Annotated in this window: 9 protein-coding genes and 1 pseudogene; 9 read left to right on the plus strand and 1 reads right to left on the minus strand. The window is 62.6% G+C overall.

The window, feature by feature from the left end:
* Positions 1 to 109: 109 nt before the first annotated feature.
* The 9 genes and pseudogenes from N7568_RS25860 (at position 110) to metG (ending at position 14,034) form a co-directional block, all read left to right on the plus strand.
* Positions 110 to 1,041: pseudogene (locus N7568_RS25860) on the plus strand (LysR family transcriptional regulator).
* A 108-nt stretch (positions 1,042 to 1,149) separates the two neighbouring features.
* Positions 1,150 to 2,871, plus strand: a complete 1,722-nt coding sequence (gene ilvD, locus N7568_RS13200) for a dihydroxy-acid dehydratase (protein WP_261610262.1) — start codon at positions 1,150 to 1,152, stop codon at positions 2,869 to 2,871.
* Between the two features lie 346 nt (positions 2,872 to 3,217).
* Positions 3,218 to 5,122: an acetolactate synthase large subunit gene (locus tag N7568_RS13205; RefSeq protein ID WP_261610263.1), complete on the plus strand. Its 1,905-nt coding sequence runs from the start codon at positions 3,218 to 3,220 to the stop codon at positions 5,120 to 5,122.
* A 2-nt stretch (positions 5,123 to 5,124) separates the two neighbouring features.
* Entirely contained in the window at positions 5,125 to 5,637 is a 513-nt protein-coding gene (gene ilvN / locus N7568_RS13210; protein ID WP_021470923.1) for an acetolactate synthase small subunit, read from the plus strand.
* A 114-nt stretch (positions 5,638 to 5,751) separates the two neighbouring features.
* The gene (gene ilvC, locus N7568_RS13215) at positions 5,752 to 6,777 is read left to right on the plus strand and encodes a ketol-acid reductoisomerase (protein ID WP_261610264.1); all 1,026 of its coding nucleotides are present in this window, start codon (positions 5,752 to 5,754) and stop codon (positions 6,775 to 6,777) included.
* 294 nt (positions 6,778 to 7,071) lie between these two features.
* A complete protein-coding gene (gene serA / locus N7568_RS13220) occupies positions 7,072 to 8,667 on the plus strand; it encodes a phosphoglycerate dehydrogenase (RefSeq protein ID WP_261610265.1) in 1,596 nt (531 codons plus the stop codon).
* A 209-nt stretch (positions 8,668 to 8,876) separates the two neighbouring features.
* Positions 8,877 to 11,687 carry an FtsX-like permease family protein gene (locus tag N7568_RS13225; RefSeq protein WP_261610266.1) on the plus strand — a complete coding sequence of 937 codons (2,811 nt, stop codon included), beginning with the start codon at positions 8,877 to 8,879 and terminating at the stop codon, positions 11,685 to 11,687.
* Positions 11,684 to 12,439 (plus strand): ABC transporter ATP-binding protein, encoded by a 756-nt coding sequence (locus N7568_RS13230; protein ID WP_261610267.1) that lies wholly within the window; start codon positions 11,684 to 11,686, stop codon positions 12,437 to 12,439. The genes N7568_RS13225 and N7568_RS13230 overlap by 4 nt, the downstream gene beginning before the upstream one ends.
* Before the next feature lie 35 nt (positions 12,440 to 12,474).
* The gene (gene metG, locus N7568_RS13235) at positions 12,475 to 14,034 is read left to right on the plus strand and encodes a methionine--tRNA ligase (protein WP_261610268.1); all 1,560 of its coding nucleotides are present in this window, start codon (positions 12,475 to 12,477) and stop codon (positions 14,032 to 14,034) included.
* A gap of 126 nt (positions 14,035 to 14,160) precedes the next feature.
* On the opposite strand, the gene N7568_RS13240 is transcribed toward metG, so the two are convergent.
* Entirely contained in the window at positions 14,161 to 16,629 is a 2,469-nt protein-coding gene (locus N7568_RS13240; RefSeq protein WP_261610269.1) for an ABC transporter permease, read from the minus strand.

Raw genomic sequence — 16,629 nt, forward strand, 5'->3', positions numbered from 1 at the left:
CCAGCGTTTGACCTGCTGTTCCATGGAAATTAGTCAGCTTCCTTAGGGAAATTATCCATCCGAAGAATCCATTGGAAATGAATTTCACCGGGTCGCCTAGGCTGGCTCAATGGACTTCAAGAGGCTGCAGATTCTGCGCGAGTTGGCAGACAGGCAAAGCGTCGGCGCCACGGCTGAGGCCATGAATGTCACGGCTTCGGCAGTCTCCCAGCAACTGAAGACGCTCCAGACGGAAATCGGCGTGATCCTGGTTGAGAAAGTTGGCAGGGGAGTACAGCTGACTGAAGCCGGCCAAGCCATGGCGGCGGCCGCTGCGGACATCGCCACAGCAATGGCCCGGGCTGAGTCCACTATCGACACTTACAGGCAGGGCTGGCAGACGCGCGTTTCCGCCGCATTCTTCCCCAGCGCAGCCGAAATGCTCTTGCCTGGGATGCTGCATCGGGTCGCAGCAGTGGAGGGCCTTACCTTCGACGCGCATTCGAGGATCCGGGGACAGCGCATTTTGCGCCCTTGGTGGCGGACTACGACATCGTCCTTGCCCACAGCGTCGATGGGCCGGAGGTCTTCGCGCGCCAGGGCCTGACGGTGGTCCCGTTACTGGAAGAAGCCCTCGACGTCGCCATGCCCGCGGGCCACCCGTTAGCAGCGAAAGAGCGGTTGAGTCCCGAGGATGTTGTGGATTACCCCTGGATCGGTGTCCCGGAGGGGTTCCCTTTCGACACGGTCCTACGCCAGATCGAACTCCGCGCCGGAAAGCAAGCCCGGAGGGGCCAACGGTATCCGGACCTCAGGGTACTGGAGGCGCTGGTGGGTGCGGGCCACGGTATCTGCCTCCTTCCGCGTTACACGGCCCGGGTGAGTGCGAGGCGGGGCCTGGTCCTTCGGCCTCTGACGGATGTAAAAGCGAGCAGGAGCATCGTTGCTTTGTCGCGTCAGGAGGTTGCGGTGCGGGCAACAATCCGCAGCGTTTTGGACATGCTGAAGAGCGAGGCGGCAACCATCACAAAGGAGCTCCATGAATCGCGTCTCAATATTTGAGGGGCAGGTTGCATATATGACCGCAAACAGCTCGCAATATTCGGCTGATCCCGCTTAACGCGGCAGGGAACAGCGACTCCGGCTCCTGGGTACCCATAGACTTTGGTCATGAGTGACACCACCCAGAATGCGACAGATAACACGCCGGACATCAAACCCCGCAGCCGGGTCGTCACCGACGGCATTCACGCGGCCCCTGCCCGTGGCATGTTCCGCGCCGTTGGCATGGGCGACGACGACTTTGCCAAACCCCAAATTGGTGTCGCGAGTTCGTGGAACGAAATTACCCCGTGCAACCTCTCGCTTAACCGTCTTGCGCAGGGCGCCAAGGAGGGCGTCCATGCCGGCGGTGGTTTCCCCATGCAGTTCGGCACCATTTCCGTTTCGGACGGCATCTCCATGGGCCACGAGGGCATGCACTTCTCGCTTGTTTCCCGCGAAGTCATTGCCGACTCCGTGGAGACTGTGATGCAGGCCGAGCGTATCGATGGCTCGGTTCTCCTGGCCGGCTGCGACAAGTCCCTTCCCGGCATGCTCATGGCTGCCGCCCGCCTTGACCTTGCTTCGGTCTTTCTCTACGCAGGCTCGATCATGCCGGGGTGGGTCAAGCTTGAGGATGGTTCGGAGAAGGAAGTCACCCTCATTGACGCTTTCGAGGCCGTCGGCGCCTGCGCCGCCGGAAAGATGAGCATGGAAGACCTAACCCGCATCGAGAAGGCCATTTGTCCCGGCGAAGGCGCCTGTGGCGGCATGTACACGGCCAACACCATGGCCTGCATCGGAGAGGCCCTGGGCATGTCCCTTCCGGGTTCAGCAGCTCCGCCGTCGGCAGACCGGCGTCGTGATGATTTCGCCCGCAAGTCCGGCGAAGCGGTGGTAAACCTGCTGCGCCTGGGTATCACCGCGCGCGACATCATGACCAAGAAGGCGTTTGAGAATGCCATAGCCGTCACCATGGCCTTCGGTGGTTCCACCAACGCTGTGCTGCACCTGCTCGCAATCGCCCGCGAGGCGGAAGTCGAGCTGACGCTGGACGACTTCAACCGCATCGGCGACAAAATCCCGCATCTGGGGGACCTCAAGCCTTTCGGCCGGTACGTCATGACTGATGTGGACAAGATCGGCGGCGTGCCCGTCATCATGAAGGCACTGCTCGACGCCGGGCTGCTGCATGGCGACTGCCTCACTGTTACCGGAAAGACGCTTGCCGAAAACCTCGCCTCGATCAACCCGCCGGACCTCGACGGCAAGATCCTCCGCGCGCTGGACAATCCCATCCACAAGACCGGCGGCATCACCATCCTCCACGGCTCCATGGCTCCTGAAGGTGCCGTGGTGAAGAGCGCAGGCTTCGATGCAGACGTCTTCGAAGGGACTGCGCGCGTCTTCGAGCGCGAGCAGGGCGCCCTCAATGCACTGGACAATGGTGAAATCCACAAGGGCGACGTTGTTGTCATCCGCTACGAAGGCCCCAAGGGAGGCCCGGGCATGCGCGAAATGCTGGCGATCACCGGAGCCATCAAGGGTGCGGGCCTTGGCAAGGATGTCCTCCTTCTCACGGATGGCCGCTTCTCGGGAGGTACCACCGGCCTGTGCATCGGGCACGTTGCCCCGGAAGCGGTGGACGGCGGCCCCATCGCCTTCGTGAAGGATGGGGACCGGATCCGTGTCGACATTGCTGCCCGATCTTTCGACCTGCTTGTTGACGAGGCCGAGCTCGAAGCCCGTAAGGAGGGCTGGGAGCCGTTGCCCGCCAAGTTCACCAAGGGTGTCCTGGCTAAGTACGCCAAGCTGGTCCACAGCGCCTCCACCGGCGCCTACTGCGGCTAAAACCGGCACCGGGCTCTACCTGTCGTGAGACGGATGGAGTCCGGTGGGCGGACACTGCTGTCCAAATAGTGAGATACGATAGTGGTCGATTGACACGTATCTCACTTAGAGGGAACACTGAACGCATGATCACATTCGTTACCGTCGGCGTCGTCGTCCTTACCAAGCGCGTGGCTTAGCCCGACTGGTAACGAACTGTCACGCGCAAACCCCTCGAAGAGCCGGAAGGCTGAGGGGTTTTTTTATTCCCCGCGGTTGATTTCGTCAACAAGCACGGCGCAGTGCAGCGGGGCAGCAGTGCCAGAAGCAAGACCCATCAATTGAAGATCCACTAAGGAAGAGTCCGATGAGCAAAGGATCGCCGATCAGCCCCTCGCTGATGGCTGCAAAGTCCGCTGGAGCCCACAAAGCTCCGGAAAAGGTCGACCGCACGGCTGAGGCCGTCGTCGTCGACGCTGCTGCACCTCTCTCTCCTGTACTTGGGCCGAACACCGTTGTACCCCCAACGGTGATGTCCGGCTCGCAAGCAATTGTCCGTTCGCTCGAAGAACTCGGCGTGGACGATATTTTCGGTTTGCCCGGTGGCGCGATCCTGCCCACCTACGACCCCTTGATGGCCTCCAGGATGAATCACATCCTGGTCCGTCACGAACAGGGAGCCGGCCACGCCGCGCAAGGCTACGCCATGGTCACCGGACGGGTTGGCGTTTGCATCGCCACCTCGGGACCCGGTGCCACCAACCTCGTTACCGCCATCATGGACGCCCACATGGACTCCGTGCCGATGGTGGCCATTACCGGCCAGGTTTCCAGTGGAGTCATCGGCACCGATGCCTTCCAGGAAGCAGACATCGTGGGAATCACGATGCCCATCACCAAGCACTCATTCCTGGTGACCGACCCCAATGACATTCCGCACGTCATGGCCGAGGCATTCCACCTCGCGTCCACTGGCCGTCCCGGTCCGGTCCTGGTGGATATTGCCAAGGACGCCCAGGTAGGTCAGATGACCTTCTCCTGGCCGCCGAAGGTGGACCTGCCGGGCTACCGCCCTGTGGTCCGCGGCCACAACAAGCAGGTCCGCGAGGCTGCCAAGCTGATCGCCGCAGCCAGCAAGCCTGTCCTCTATGTGGGCGGTGGCGTGGTCAAGGGCCATGCCTCGGCGGAGCTCATGGAGCTTGCGCTGGCCACCGGCGCTCCCGTGGTCACTACCTTGATGGCCCGCGGCGCGTTCCCCGATTCGCACCCCCAGCACGTCGGCATGCCCGGCATGCATGGATCCGTGTCTGCCGTGACGGCGCTTCAGCAGGCGGATCTGCTGATCACCCTTGGTGCCCGGTTTGATGACCGCGTCACGGGTGTGCTGAAGACCTTCGCCCCGTTTGCCAAGGTCATCCACGCCGACATCGACCCCGCGGAAATTTCCAAGAACCGGACTGCCGATGTCCCGATCGTTGGCTCGGTCAAGGAAATCATTCCGGAACTCACCGAGGCAGTGAAGACGCAGTTCGAGCTGAGCGGAACCCCGGACCTCGATTCCTGGTGGGCCTTCCTTGGCAACTTGCGCGATACGTACCCCCTGGGGTGGACTGAGCCGGAAGACGGTCTCACTGCCCCGCAGCGGGTGATCAAACGGATCGGTGAACTCACAGGTCCGGAAGGCATCTATGTAGCCGGAGTAGGCCAGCACCAGATGTGGGCCGCCCAGTTCATCAAGTACGAACGGCCGCACGCCTGGCTGAACTCAGGCGGCGCAGGAACCATGGGATACTCGGTTCCGGCAGCCATGGGTGCAAAGGTTGGTGAACCGGACCGCGTGGTCTGGGCCATCGACGGTGACGGCTGCTTCCAGATGACCAATCAGGAACTGGCCACCTGCGCCATCAACAACATCCCGATCAAGGTCGCCATCATTAACAACTCCTCGCTGGGCATGGTCCGCCAATGGCAGACGCTGTTCTACGAGGGCCGCTACTCGAACACGGATCTGAACACTGGCCACGACACCATCCGGATTCCGGACTTCGTGAAGCTGGCCGACGCCTATGGTTGTGCCGCACTGCGTTGTGAGCGCGACGAAGACATCGACGCCACCATCCAGAAGGCACTTGAGATCAACGACCGTCCCGTGGTCATTGACTTCGTTGTCAGCCCCAACTCGATGGTGTGGCCGATGGTGCCTTCGGGCGTCAGCAATGACCAGATCCAGGTTGCCCGCAACATGACCCCGGAATGGGAAGAGGAGGACTAGGCATGACCCGCCACACACTGTCCGTTCTGGTAGAAGACAAGCCCGGTGTGCTGACCCGCGTGGCCAGCCTCTTCGCCAGGCGCGCTTTCAACATCAATTCCCTGGCTGTAGGACCCACCGAGGTCCCCGGCATGTCCCGCATGACGGTTGTCGTCGACGCCGACGGCGACCTCATCGAGCAGGTCACCAAGCAGCTCAACAAGTTGGTCAACGTGATCAAGATTGTGGAGCTGACTTCCGAATCTTCCGTACAACGCGACCACATCCTGGTCAAGGTACGTGCGGATGCCGCGACACGCCTGCAGGTTACCCAAGCTGCAGACTTGTTCCGTGCCGCCGTCGTCGACGTGTCCACAGACTCGTTGGTGATCGAGGCAACCGGTACCCCCGAGAAGCTCGCTGCATTGCTCTCAGTGCTCGAGCCGTTCGGCATCCGTGAAATCGTGCAGTCCGGCACCTTGGCCGTTGGACGGGGATCCCGCTCCATGAGTGACAGGGCGCTTCGCTCGGCGTGAAACCATGCAGGTGCAGGCCACGGCCTGCGCCTGCCTTCAGCGGCTGAGCAACGCGTCCAGTAACGCAGCACCACAATCAATATCTAAGAAAACCACTCAAGAGGAGTTACGCAAGTGACTGAAATGTTCTACGACGACGACGCAGACCTGTCGATCATCCAGGGCCGCAAGGTAGCCATCGTTGGCTACGGCTCCCAGGGCCACGCCCACGCGCTCAACCTGCGCGATTCCGGCGTCGAGGTTGTTATCGCGCTCAAGGAAGGCTCGAAGTCGACCGCAAAGGCCGAGGACGCAGGCTTCACGGTCAAGAACGTTGCCGACGCCGCCGAATGGGCAGACGTCATCATGATCCTGGCTCCGGACCAGCACCAGCGCTCGATCTACAACGACTCCATCAAGGACAAGCTGACCGAAGGCAAGGCACTTGCCTTCGCCCACGGCTTCAACATCCGTTTCGGCTACATCGAGGCTCCGGCCGGCGTTGACGTCATCCTGATCGCTCCGAAGGCTCCGGGTCACACCGTGCGCCGCGAATTCGAAGCGGGCCGTGGTATCCCGGACATCATCGCTGTGGAGCAGGACGCTACGGGTTCCGCATGGGACCTGGCAAAGTCCTACGCCAAGGCCATTGGTGGCACCCGCGCCGGTGTCATCAAGACCACCTTCACCGAAGAGACCGAAACCGACCTCTTCGGCGAGCAGGCCGTTCTCTGTGGCGGCGTTTCCCAGCTCGTCCAGTACGGCTTCGAAACCCTGACCGAAGCCGGCTACCAGCCGCAGATCGCCTACTTCGAGGTTCTTCACGAGCTCAAGCTCATTGTTGACCTCATGTGGGAAGGCGGCATCGCCAAGCAGCGCTGGAGCGTTTCCGACACCGCAGAGTACGGCGACTACGTCTCCGGCCCGCGCGTCATCACCCCTGAGGTGAAGGAAAACATGAAGGCTGTCCTCGCCGACATCCAGAGCGGTGCTTTCGCAAAGCGCTTCATCGACGACCAGGACAACGGCGGCACCGAGTTCAAGGAACTGCGTGCCAAGGCTGAGCAGCACCCGATCGAGGGCGTCGGCCGCGAGCTTCGCTCCCTGTTCTCCTGGCAGCAGCAGGACCAGGACTACGTCGAAGGCTCCGCAGCCCGCTGATAGCCTCTTCGGCACCAGCACTGCACTGAGAAGCGATGCCCGTCCGGCTCAACACAGCCGGGCGGGCATCGCCGTTCCACCACCGTTTCTCCGCCGTTTCTCCACCGAATTGCCCAGCCGGCCAGGCTGTGAACTTGTTCACAACCTCTCCGGTCCGGCCGTAACATCGCTGCCCGGCACGGGAAACACTGCCCGGATTCGATATTCTGGGCTGGTCCCGGCTCCCAGTCCCGGGCCACGCATCCGCTCCTTGTCCAGTTCTGTCCAAAGTTGTCCAAAGTAAGGTGCCACCCCGTGTCAGCCAGCAAACCCGTCGTCCTCCTCGCCGAGGAACTTTCGCCCGCAACAGTCGAGGCATTGGGCCCGGACTTTGAAATCCGCCAGACCGACGGTGCCGACCGTTCCCAGCTGCTGTCTGCCATCGCCGACGTCGACGCCATCCTGGTTCGCTCAGCCACCCAGGTGGACGCCGAGGCGATCGCCGCGGCCAAGAACCTCAAGGTCATCGCCCGTGCAGGCGTAGGCCTGGACAACGTGGATATCAAGTCCGCAACGCAGGCAGGCGTCATGGTGGTTAATGCCCCGACGTCCAACATCGTCTCCGCCGCGGAGCTTACGGTGGGCCACATCCTGAGCCTCGCCCGCCACATTCCGCAGGCCAGCTCGGCGCTGAAGAACGGCGAATGGAAGCGCTCCAAGTACACCGGCATCGAACTCTTCGAGAAGAAGATCGGCATCATCGGCCTTGGCCGCATCGGCGCCCTGGTGGCAGCACGCCTGCAGGGTTTCGAAACCGAGATCCTCGCCTACGACCCCTACATCACAGCGGCCCGCGCCGCACAGCTGGGCGTCAAGCTGGTCACCTTGGATGAACTCCTGGAGAATTCCGATTTCATCACCATCCACATGCCCAAGACGCCGGAGACGGTAGGCATGCTGGGCGCCGACGCCTTCCGCAAGATGAAGGAGACGGCCTACGTCATCAATGTTGCCCGTGGCGGCCTGGTGGACGAAGAAGCGCTCTACATCGCGTTGAAGGAAGGCCAGATCGCCGGCGCCGGCGTCGACGTCTTCGTCAAGGAGCCCAGCACCGACCTGCCGTTCTTCGAACTCGACAACGTCGTGGTCACCCCGCACCTCGGTGCATCCACCGATGAGGCCCAGGAGAAGGCGGGCGTCTCTGTCGCCAAGTCCGTTCGGTTGGCCCTTGCCGGTGAGCTCGTGCCGGATGCCGTAAACGTTGCCGGCGGTGTCATCGCTCCGGACGTGCGCCCGGGCATCCCCTTGATCGAAAAGCTCGGCCGGATCTTCACTGCGCTGACCCATGCCTCCCTCACCCAGATCGACGTGGAGGTGGCCGGCGAAATTGCTGCGCTGGACGTCAAGGTCCTTGAGTTGGCCGCGCTGAAGGGCGTCTTTGCCGATGTGGTAACTGAGCAGGTCTCCTACGTGAATGCTCCTGTCATCGCCGAGCAGCGCGGCATCAACACCCGCCTCATTACCACGCCGGATGCTGAAGACTACCGAAATGTACTGACCATCCGGGGGGCGCTCAGCGATGGTTCCCAGATCTCCGTCGCCGGTACCCTCACAGGTCCCAAGCAGGTGGAGAAGCTTGTTGGCGTCAATGGGTACGACGTCGAAATCCCCATCAGTGAGCACCTGGTTGTAGTGGCTTACGCCGACCGTCCGGGCGTGATCGGCACCATCGGACACATCCTGGGCATGAACAACATCAACATCGGCGGCATGCAAGTGGCCCGACAGACTGAAGGCGGCCAGGTCCTGGCGCTCCTGACCATCGACAGCTCCGTCCCGCAGCAGGTACTGGAGGCCATCAAGGCCGGTATCGGCGCAGACATGGTCCGGGAAGTGGACCTGGAGGACTAGTACTGATTTTCATCAGCTAAGTTCGCGTGCCGGCGACACACCTTTGGCACGCAGGAGTGGCCGGTCTGCTTACAATGGCTGGGTCCGGGATTCGGACCCGGCAGCAGGCCGGCCACAACTTTTGCACATAAAGCCCGGTATTCCCCTGTGTCTCATGCGGAATGCCGGACCATGTGTGCGCGCCCGCAATCAAGGTCTCAGGGAGCCCAATGAACGCCGTCCAAAGGTTCATCAGAAGCCGTGTGCTGCTGCTGACCGCGGCCATTTTGATCGTCGCAATGTGCTTGTCCGTCCTCGTCCAAAGCCAGTCGCAGGCTGCTTTGAACCGGACAGTGGATGAGAACTCGCGGGGACTCTACGACATCCTGGTCCAGGCTAAGCCGGACCAGGCCCAAGACGGCGACGGCGGTGCACTGATCCAGCCGGAAATCGCGAACGGCCAGGGTGGCATCAGCTTTGAGCAGCTGGAGAAGATCCGGACCATGGGCCAAACAGCCGTGGCCGCACCCATCAGCCTGGTCTCGCGCGTATCGCAGAACCTTGAGGCTCCACGCCTCAACGCCATGGACTATCTCGGGTACAACGCGGGCCTTGCCGGCGCAGTGACCGCTGGGGATCCTTCGGCCATGGATGCCAGCAAGTGGCCTGCCGCAGAATCCGTCTTGTCCGATACCCCCAAGAAGTACCGGTTGACAGCCTCAGCCACAAGCTCCGATGGGGTCAACCAGCAGACTCTTTTCAAGACCAGCGCCGAAGGTACCCTGGGCAAAGGCCGCCTGGTCCAGGAGCAGGCCGCTGGTGGTACCAACGTCCGGATCGCCGGTGCGGACGGCGAAACCGGCATCAAGTTCCCGGCTCCTGCCCTTGGCTCGGAGCATAACCTCTTCAACCTCTCCGTAGCGCTGCCCCTGGCGCCTGAGGTGACAGAGTCCGTCGTCGCCGTCGACCCCGCCGCCGAAAGGGCGTTGCTGGGCTCCGCAGGTGACTTCCTGGCGCCGCTGGAGAAGGCCCCGCCGGCCGACGCCCGCGACGCAGGCGCCATCGGACGCCATTTCGAGAGCCTGTTCACCACCGGCCTCAGCATGGACCAATTGGAAGAAGGCCCCGACTTCCTCGGCGTCAAGCTCAAGTACTGGGCACCGCTGATGACGCAGTACCAGCAGGCCAAGCGGGACGGGTTGTTGACCGATGATTCCCAGGCCATCCCGCTGATCGTGCGCTCGGGTACCTCCCTTGACCTGCAGTACTCGGTGAAGATCGAAGAACTTGATGCAAGCGGCAAGGTGGTCAACGAAGTCGGCACCGTGACGCGGTCCCTCGATAAGGACTACCTCCCGTTCGTCTCAAAGTCCCCGTTTGCCCTCGAATGGCCGGGTTCCACGGACCACAGCAAGCTGCTGGGGAGCACCGCTTCCTTCAGCCAGGGCCTTTACAACCCTGCCACTTGGAGCACGGCCTTTGCCGCCGCGCCCCAGTACAAGGACGGCGATGAAGCCTCCAACGGCGCATCGGACAAGAGCGCAACGCCGGGGGACTGGGTTACAGTCAACCGACTGCCTGAGAAGTCGTCCTTTGGTGCAGCCGTGGACCAGACGCAGCGTAAGCCAGTGGACGAACGGTCCTACAGGGAGGACCTGGAGACGGGGAAGAAGCCGGCAGCGCCGCTGCCCATGGTGTACGGCACCTTCGACCCAGCCGATGTCCAGTCTGCAGCCGGGGACGTCAACAAGCTTCCCCTGGGCGGCTACGATCCCACTCCCATGACGCTCAGCAAGGACGCTGAGGGCAAGGACGTAGAGGGCACGGAACTGAAGCCTTCGCTGAGTGCCACCGGTCTGGTCAGCCAGTCCGCCGGCGCCATCACCGATTACTACGGCCTCGCAGCAGCGCGTGGCTATGACACCAACGCCGACGTCATTGACGCCATCCGGGTCAAGGCATCCGCAACCGGCAACTGGAAGACGGCCCAGCCTGAGGTCGAGAAGCTGGCGACGCAAATCCGTGAACTCGGGCTTGAAGCCACAGTCGTGGCCGGTTCCGCCCGCGAAGACGCCAATATCTTCGTCCCCGGCTACAGCAAGGACGACGCCGGCAAGGAATCTCCGCTGGGCACGGTCCAGCAGTCGTGGGTGCGCCAGGATGCGGCCGACGCTGTCTCCGGATCCCTTACCGGAACCAACATCACCCTTCTCTTCCTGACGCTTCTGGGCGCCACGCTCCTGACCGGTGCGTCCACGGTCAGCTACATCCGCCAGCGCAGAAGTGAGGCCGGCATCCTCCGGGCCATGGGTTGGACGCAGAAACGCATCCGCTCCTGGGTCCTTGAGGAGTTTGCCGTGGGGGCAGCAGCCCTCGCCGCAGCAGGTGTGGTGTTGAGCCTGTTGAGCTGGAACATTGCCACCGTGATCGTCTCTGTGACCATGCTCGTCATTTACAGTGGTGCGGCCCTGCTGGCAGCCCAGCAGTTGCGTCACCGCGTGGTGATTGACCAGGAACCGCAGCACGATGACCGCCTGGTGACCGTGGATTCGCCGCTGACGTTCGCCAACAGGCAACTCACCACCAACCGGTTCAACTCGGTCTCCCTGGCTGTTGCCGTAGGCGTCTTCGGTGCCGCAGTGGGCGCGTTGATCGCATTGCTGATCGACATTCCGCGGGCGGCCGGCGCCAGCGCTTTGAGCGGACTGGCTGCCGCCAGTATCGCCTTGCCGAGCGTCATCCTTGCTGTCTTCGGCGTAGTCGTTGGCCTGCTCCTCACCCTGGTCACCGGGCGTTTCGAACTCCACGCCAAGCGGGAGTACCTCGGTACCCTGCGGGCGATGGGCTGGAACCCGGACATGCTGGGCCAGGTCCGCTTCTTTGAAAACGCACTTGTAGGCACTGTGGCCCTTCCGCTTGGCGTCCTGGGGGCGCTGGGACTGGGACTGCTCCTCGCTCCCTACGCGGCCCTGTGGGCCGGACTGGCCGGTCTCCTGGCCGTAATTTGCTGGATTCCGATTGCAACGAAAGTAGTCAAATGACTGACAAACTCAACCCCGAGCTGACGGCCACCCCGGAATCCACGGAAGAGTCGCTGCAGACCCGAGCCAACACCATTGTGAGGGCAACCGACCACGCAACTCCCTTGGAGCTGAACCGCGTCACCATCCACTATGGCGGCGACAAGGGCGGTGCCGAGGAAGTCGACGTCGTTGATGACTTCAACCTCACCCTGCACGCTGGTGAGATGCACTGCATCGCCGGCCGAAGCGGCTCCGGAAAGACCAGCATCCTGACAGTGAGCGCCGGACTGACGCTCCCGACGTCGGGCAAGGTGTTTTGGGAGGGTGTTCCCCTGGACACCATGGGCGACGACGAGATCGCGGACCGTCGCCGCGCATTGATTGGTTACGTGGACCAGGGCGGAGCCTTGATCGACGGCATGAGCGCACTGGAGAACGTCCTGCTTCCGGCCGTACCCGATGGCGAAGTTGAACAGCGGACGGAGATGGCCAAGGACCTCCTGGACCTGGTGGGCCTGGGACGCCGCATGCGTCACCGTCCCGCCCAGCTCTCCGGCGGTGAGCGCCAGCGTGTGGCTATTGCCCGCGCCCTGATCCTGGGCACGCGCGTGCTGGTAGTGGATGAGCCCACCGCCAGCCTCGACCGGGCCGCGGCCAACCGCATCATCGGCATTCTGAAGGACACCACCAGCGATGGCATCGCCGTCATGGTGGCTTCCCACGACCACGAACTGGTCCGCCTCAGCGATACGCTGACGGAACTTAACTAGAGCTATTTCATCCCAAAAAAAGGTAACTTCTTAGAGTGACGTCTCCAGAGAAATCCCCATTCTACATCACCACCGCAATCAGCTACCCCAACGGCGTGCCGCACATTGGCCATGCTTACGAGGTCATTGCGACTGATGCCATGGCGCGTTTCAAGCGCCTTGACGGCCATGAGGTGTTCTTCATGACCGGAACGGACGAGCACGGACTCAAGATGCAGCAGTCGGCGGAGAAGGAAGGCATCACTGCCAAGCAGCTCGCCGACCGCAACTCGGCTGCTTTCAAGCAGATGAGCCAGGATCTGGGCATCTCCCATGACCGGTTCATCCGCACCACCGACCAGGACCACTACGCGGCGTCCCAGGCCATCTGGAAAAAGATGGAAGCCAACGGCGACATCTACCTGTCGAAGTACGAGGGCTGGTACTCCGTCCGTGATGAAGCGTATTACGTCGAGGACGACACTGTGGTGAAGGATGACGGCCTCCGTTATTCCAAGGAGACGGACACCCTGGTGACGTGGACCGCCGAGGAAAGCTACTTCTTCAGGCTCTCCGACTACCAGGACAAGCTCCTTGCCCTGTACGAGGCACAGCCTGAGTTCGGCGCCCCGCAGTCCCGCTTCAACGAGGTCATCAGCTTCGTCAAGCGTGGTCTTGAGGACCTGTCCATCAGCCGCACCACCTTCGACTGGGGTGTTCCTGTTCCCGGCGATGAGAAGCACGTCATGTACGTCTGGGTCGACGCCCTGACCAACTACCTGACGGGCGTCGGCTACCCGGATGTCGACTCTGAATCCTTCAAAAAGTTCTGGCCAGCCGACGTCCACGTGATCGGTAAGGACATTTCCCGCTTCCACGCTATCTACTGGCCGGCGTTCCTGATGAGCGCAGGTCTGGAGCTGCCCCAGCGTGTCATGATCCACGGCTTCCTCACCAACAACGGTGTGAAGATGTCCAAGTCCCTGGGCAATGTGGTGGCGCCGCAGGATTTCGTGGCTCAGTACGGCCTGGACCAGTGCCGGTACTTCTTCCTCCGCGAAGTTCCCTTTGGTGCGGATGGCAACTACAACCACGAAGCAATTGTGGGCCGCATGAACTCGGACCTCGCCAACAACTTCGGCAACCTTGCCCAGCGTTCGCTGTCCATGGTCGCGAAGAACTGCGAAGGCAAGGTTCCCGTCCCCGGGGAGTTCACAGCCGATGACAAGGCATTGCTGGCGCAGGCAGGGGAGTTGCTGGAAACTGCCCGGTCGGCCTTCGACAAGCAGGAATTCAGCCGTGCCCTGGAAGCAATCTGGACTGTGCTTGGTGACACCAACGCCTACTTTGCCGAACAGGCTCCGTGGGTGCTTCGCAAGACGGACGTCGACCGCATGAACACGGTCCTCTACGTGACCCTGGAAGTAGTCAGGATCGTGGCGATCCTTGCGCAACCGGTCATGCCGTCGTCGTCGGCCAAGCTGCTTGAGGTCCTCGGCCAGGGCGAAGGCGAGGCACGCCAGTTCACCGCCATCGCCACTCCGATCGTGGCGGGAACGGAGTTGCCGGCCCCCGCGCCGGTGTTCCCAAGGTACGAGGAACCCGTCGAGGCCTAAGGCTTAGGGCGCTCTCTCACGTCCTGCCGTCAAACGCGAAACGCTCTCTCACTTCCTGCCGGTCCGCTGGCGGGAAGTGAGAGAGCGTTTCTCTTTAAGCGGGATTAGGTGAGAGAGCGTTGGTGGCTAGGCCGTGGCCAGCCCCTCGACCGGTGACAAGCGTGCAGCGCGCCGGGCAGGGATCACGGATGCGAGGAGTCCGGCCACCACGGCCACCCCAAAGACCGCTGCCAGCTGCAGCCACGGCACGGCGGGAACAACGGTCGCCACGCCGCCCAGGGTTGCTTGCGCCCCCAGCCATCCGTAGACGACGCCCATGCCCGCACCCATGATGGCGGCCACGCCTGCTACGAGCACTGCCTCGATGGCCAGCATTCCGCGCAGCTGGCCTTTGGTGAGTCCCAGCGCCCTAAGGAGCGAGTTCTCCCGGGTCCGTTCAAGGACCGAAAGGGATAGCGTGTTGGCCACGCCGATCAAAGCGATCACCACTGCGACACCAAGCAGTCCAGTGACCACCAGCAGGAGCACGTCAATGATGCTGTTGAACGTCACCCGCTCGATCGCGGCCCCGCTGACGGTACGCTCCTGAACGCCCAACGCTGCGGCGACTTCCTTCTGAATGGCCTGCACCCGTTCCGTGGACACAGAATCGTCCAGTTTCACCCACACCATGGCAGGCGATTCCGGCAACGGGGCGGCGGAGATGCTGGTGCTTTCGACGAAGGCCGGGACGTGGCGGGTCCGCAAAACCTTGGCGTCGAGCGAAACGCTGCCGGCCGCCGTCGTGATCGTGGCGGGTCCCTTCGGAGAATCTTCAGGAAGGTACACGGTGCCCGGGACCGGCTTCAGGTTGTTGTCGCGGAGCACGGATGCAGCATCAGCGGCGGAGAGGCCGTAGATCGTCGTGCCGCCGTCAGGGGTGGTGGTGTCGCTCAGTGATCCCACAGGCTGGAGCAGGACCGCGGCGCTGACGCCGTCGAGGGTCCTGATCCTTTCCAGCGCCGGGTTGGGCTCGCCCGAGCCGTCCACTGCTGTCTGGGCTGAAAGGTCCACCGGATAGTTCTCCGCCAGGGTGTCGTTGAAAGCCTGCCGGGAGGTCGCCGCGCCCGTCATCATGAGGGACACCAGGGTGACGCCGATCAGCAGCGCTGCCGCGGTAGCCGAGGTCCGTGCGGGATTGCGCGTGGCGTTGACCGCGGCGAGCTTGCCGGGGACGCCCGCCGGTGCGGCCAGGCGCCCCGCCAAGGACACCACGGTAGGGATGAACAAGGTGGAGCAGAGCAGGATGCCAACAAATGATGCCGCACCGCCCAACAGTGCAACTGGAAGCGACACGTTCACGCTCCCGTAGACCAGCAGGGCGGCCCCACCTCCCAAGGCAACCAGGCCCAGGACAAGCCGGACCTTGCCGCGGCGGTTCCGTACGGACGCGTCATCCGCCGGCCGCAAGGCGGCAAGTGGCGCGACGGCGGTGGCCGCCTTCGCGGGGACCAGCGCCGCGACGACCGTCAACAGGGTCCCGGCCACCAAGCCGGCAATAATGGCCGACGGCGGCACAGCCAACGTCGCGAAAGCCTGCTCAGGTTGCGACTTGGCCCAGGCGATCAAAGCTGTCATCAGCCCGGTTGCGGCGAGGACGCCCAACACCGAGGAAATGAAACCAACCACCAGTGCCTCGAGCATGACCGAACCACGGATCTGTGATCGTCCGGCGCCCAGGCAGCGCAGGAGGGCCAGCTCCCTGGTTCGTTGGGCCACCAGCACGGAGAACGTGTTGGCCACCACCAGGGTGGAGACAAGGATGGCCACGCCCGCGAAGGCGAGCAGCACAACCGTCAGTTGGTCCTGCCCTGCGCTGAGCATGGCCACAGTGGACGTGACTTTCTCCTGCGCCGTTTCGAGCACTGGATCAACGGCGCCGGCAGCTTCCATGCGGTGGGTGATGTAATCCTTTGCTGCGGTGACATCTTCGCCGGGTTTGAGAGCGAACTGGAGTCCTGAGAACCCGGCCCCTGCGTCCTGGACCGCATTCAGCACAGACTCGGAGGCAAGCAACTGGGCAGCAGACGACGAGAAAGGATCGTTGGTCGCTTGGATCAGGCCCGTAATGGTCACCTTGGCAGTTTTGACCGGTCCGGCACCGTGCAGTTCCAGCGTGCTGCCGACGGAGAGGCCAAGGTGTTCGGCCGTCTTGACGTCAACGGCTGCTTCCAAGGCACTGGAAGGCATGGATCCGGAGGAGAGGACAGCGCCTTCCAAGGAAGCGGGGGCCGCATTTCGCAGTCGACCGTACTGCTCACCGCCACCTGCTTCGAACGTCACGTAAGTGGAGCGCTCTGCATAGCTGTCTTTCACTGCAGGGGAGGTAGCGGCGGCCTCCACGGCAGCTTTGGTAAATGCTTCACCGTTCTTGGACGTGGCAACCAGGTCAGCGTTGCGGTACGCCTCGCCGATGCTCGCGCCAAGCGATGCATTCGTGCTCGCACCCACCATGAGGGTGGCGGAGAGGAACATGACCGACAACATCACGGCAAGCCCAATGGCTATGAACCGCCGGAAATGCGTCGTCAATTGGGAAAGGGCAACACGCAACAT

Source organism: Paenarthrobacter aurescens (assembly GCF_025421775.1).
In the GTDB taxonomy this organism is placed as follows: Bacteria; Actinomycetota; Actinomycetes; order Actinomycetales; family Micrococcaceae; genus Arthrobacter; species Arthrobacter aurescens_B.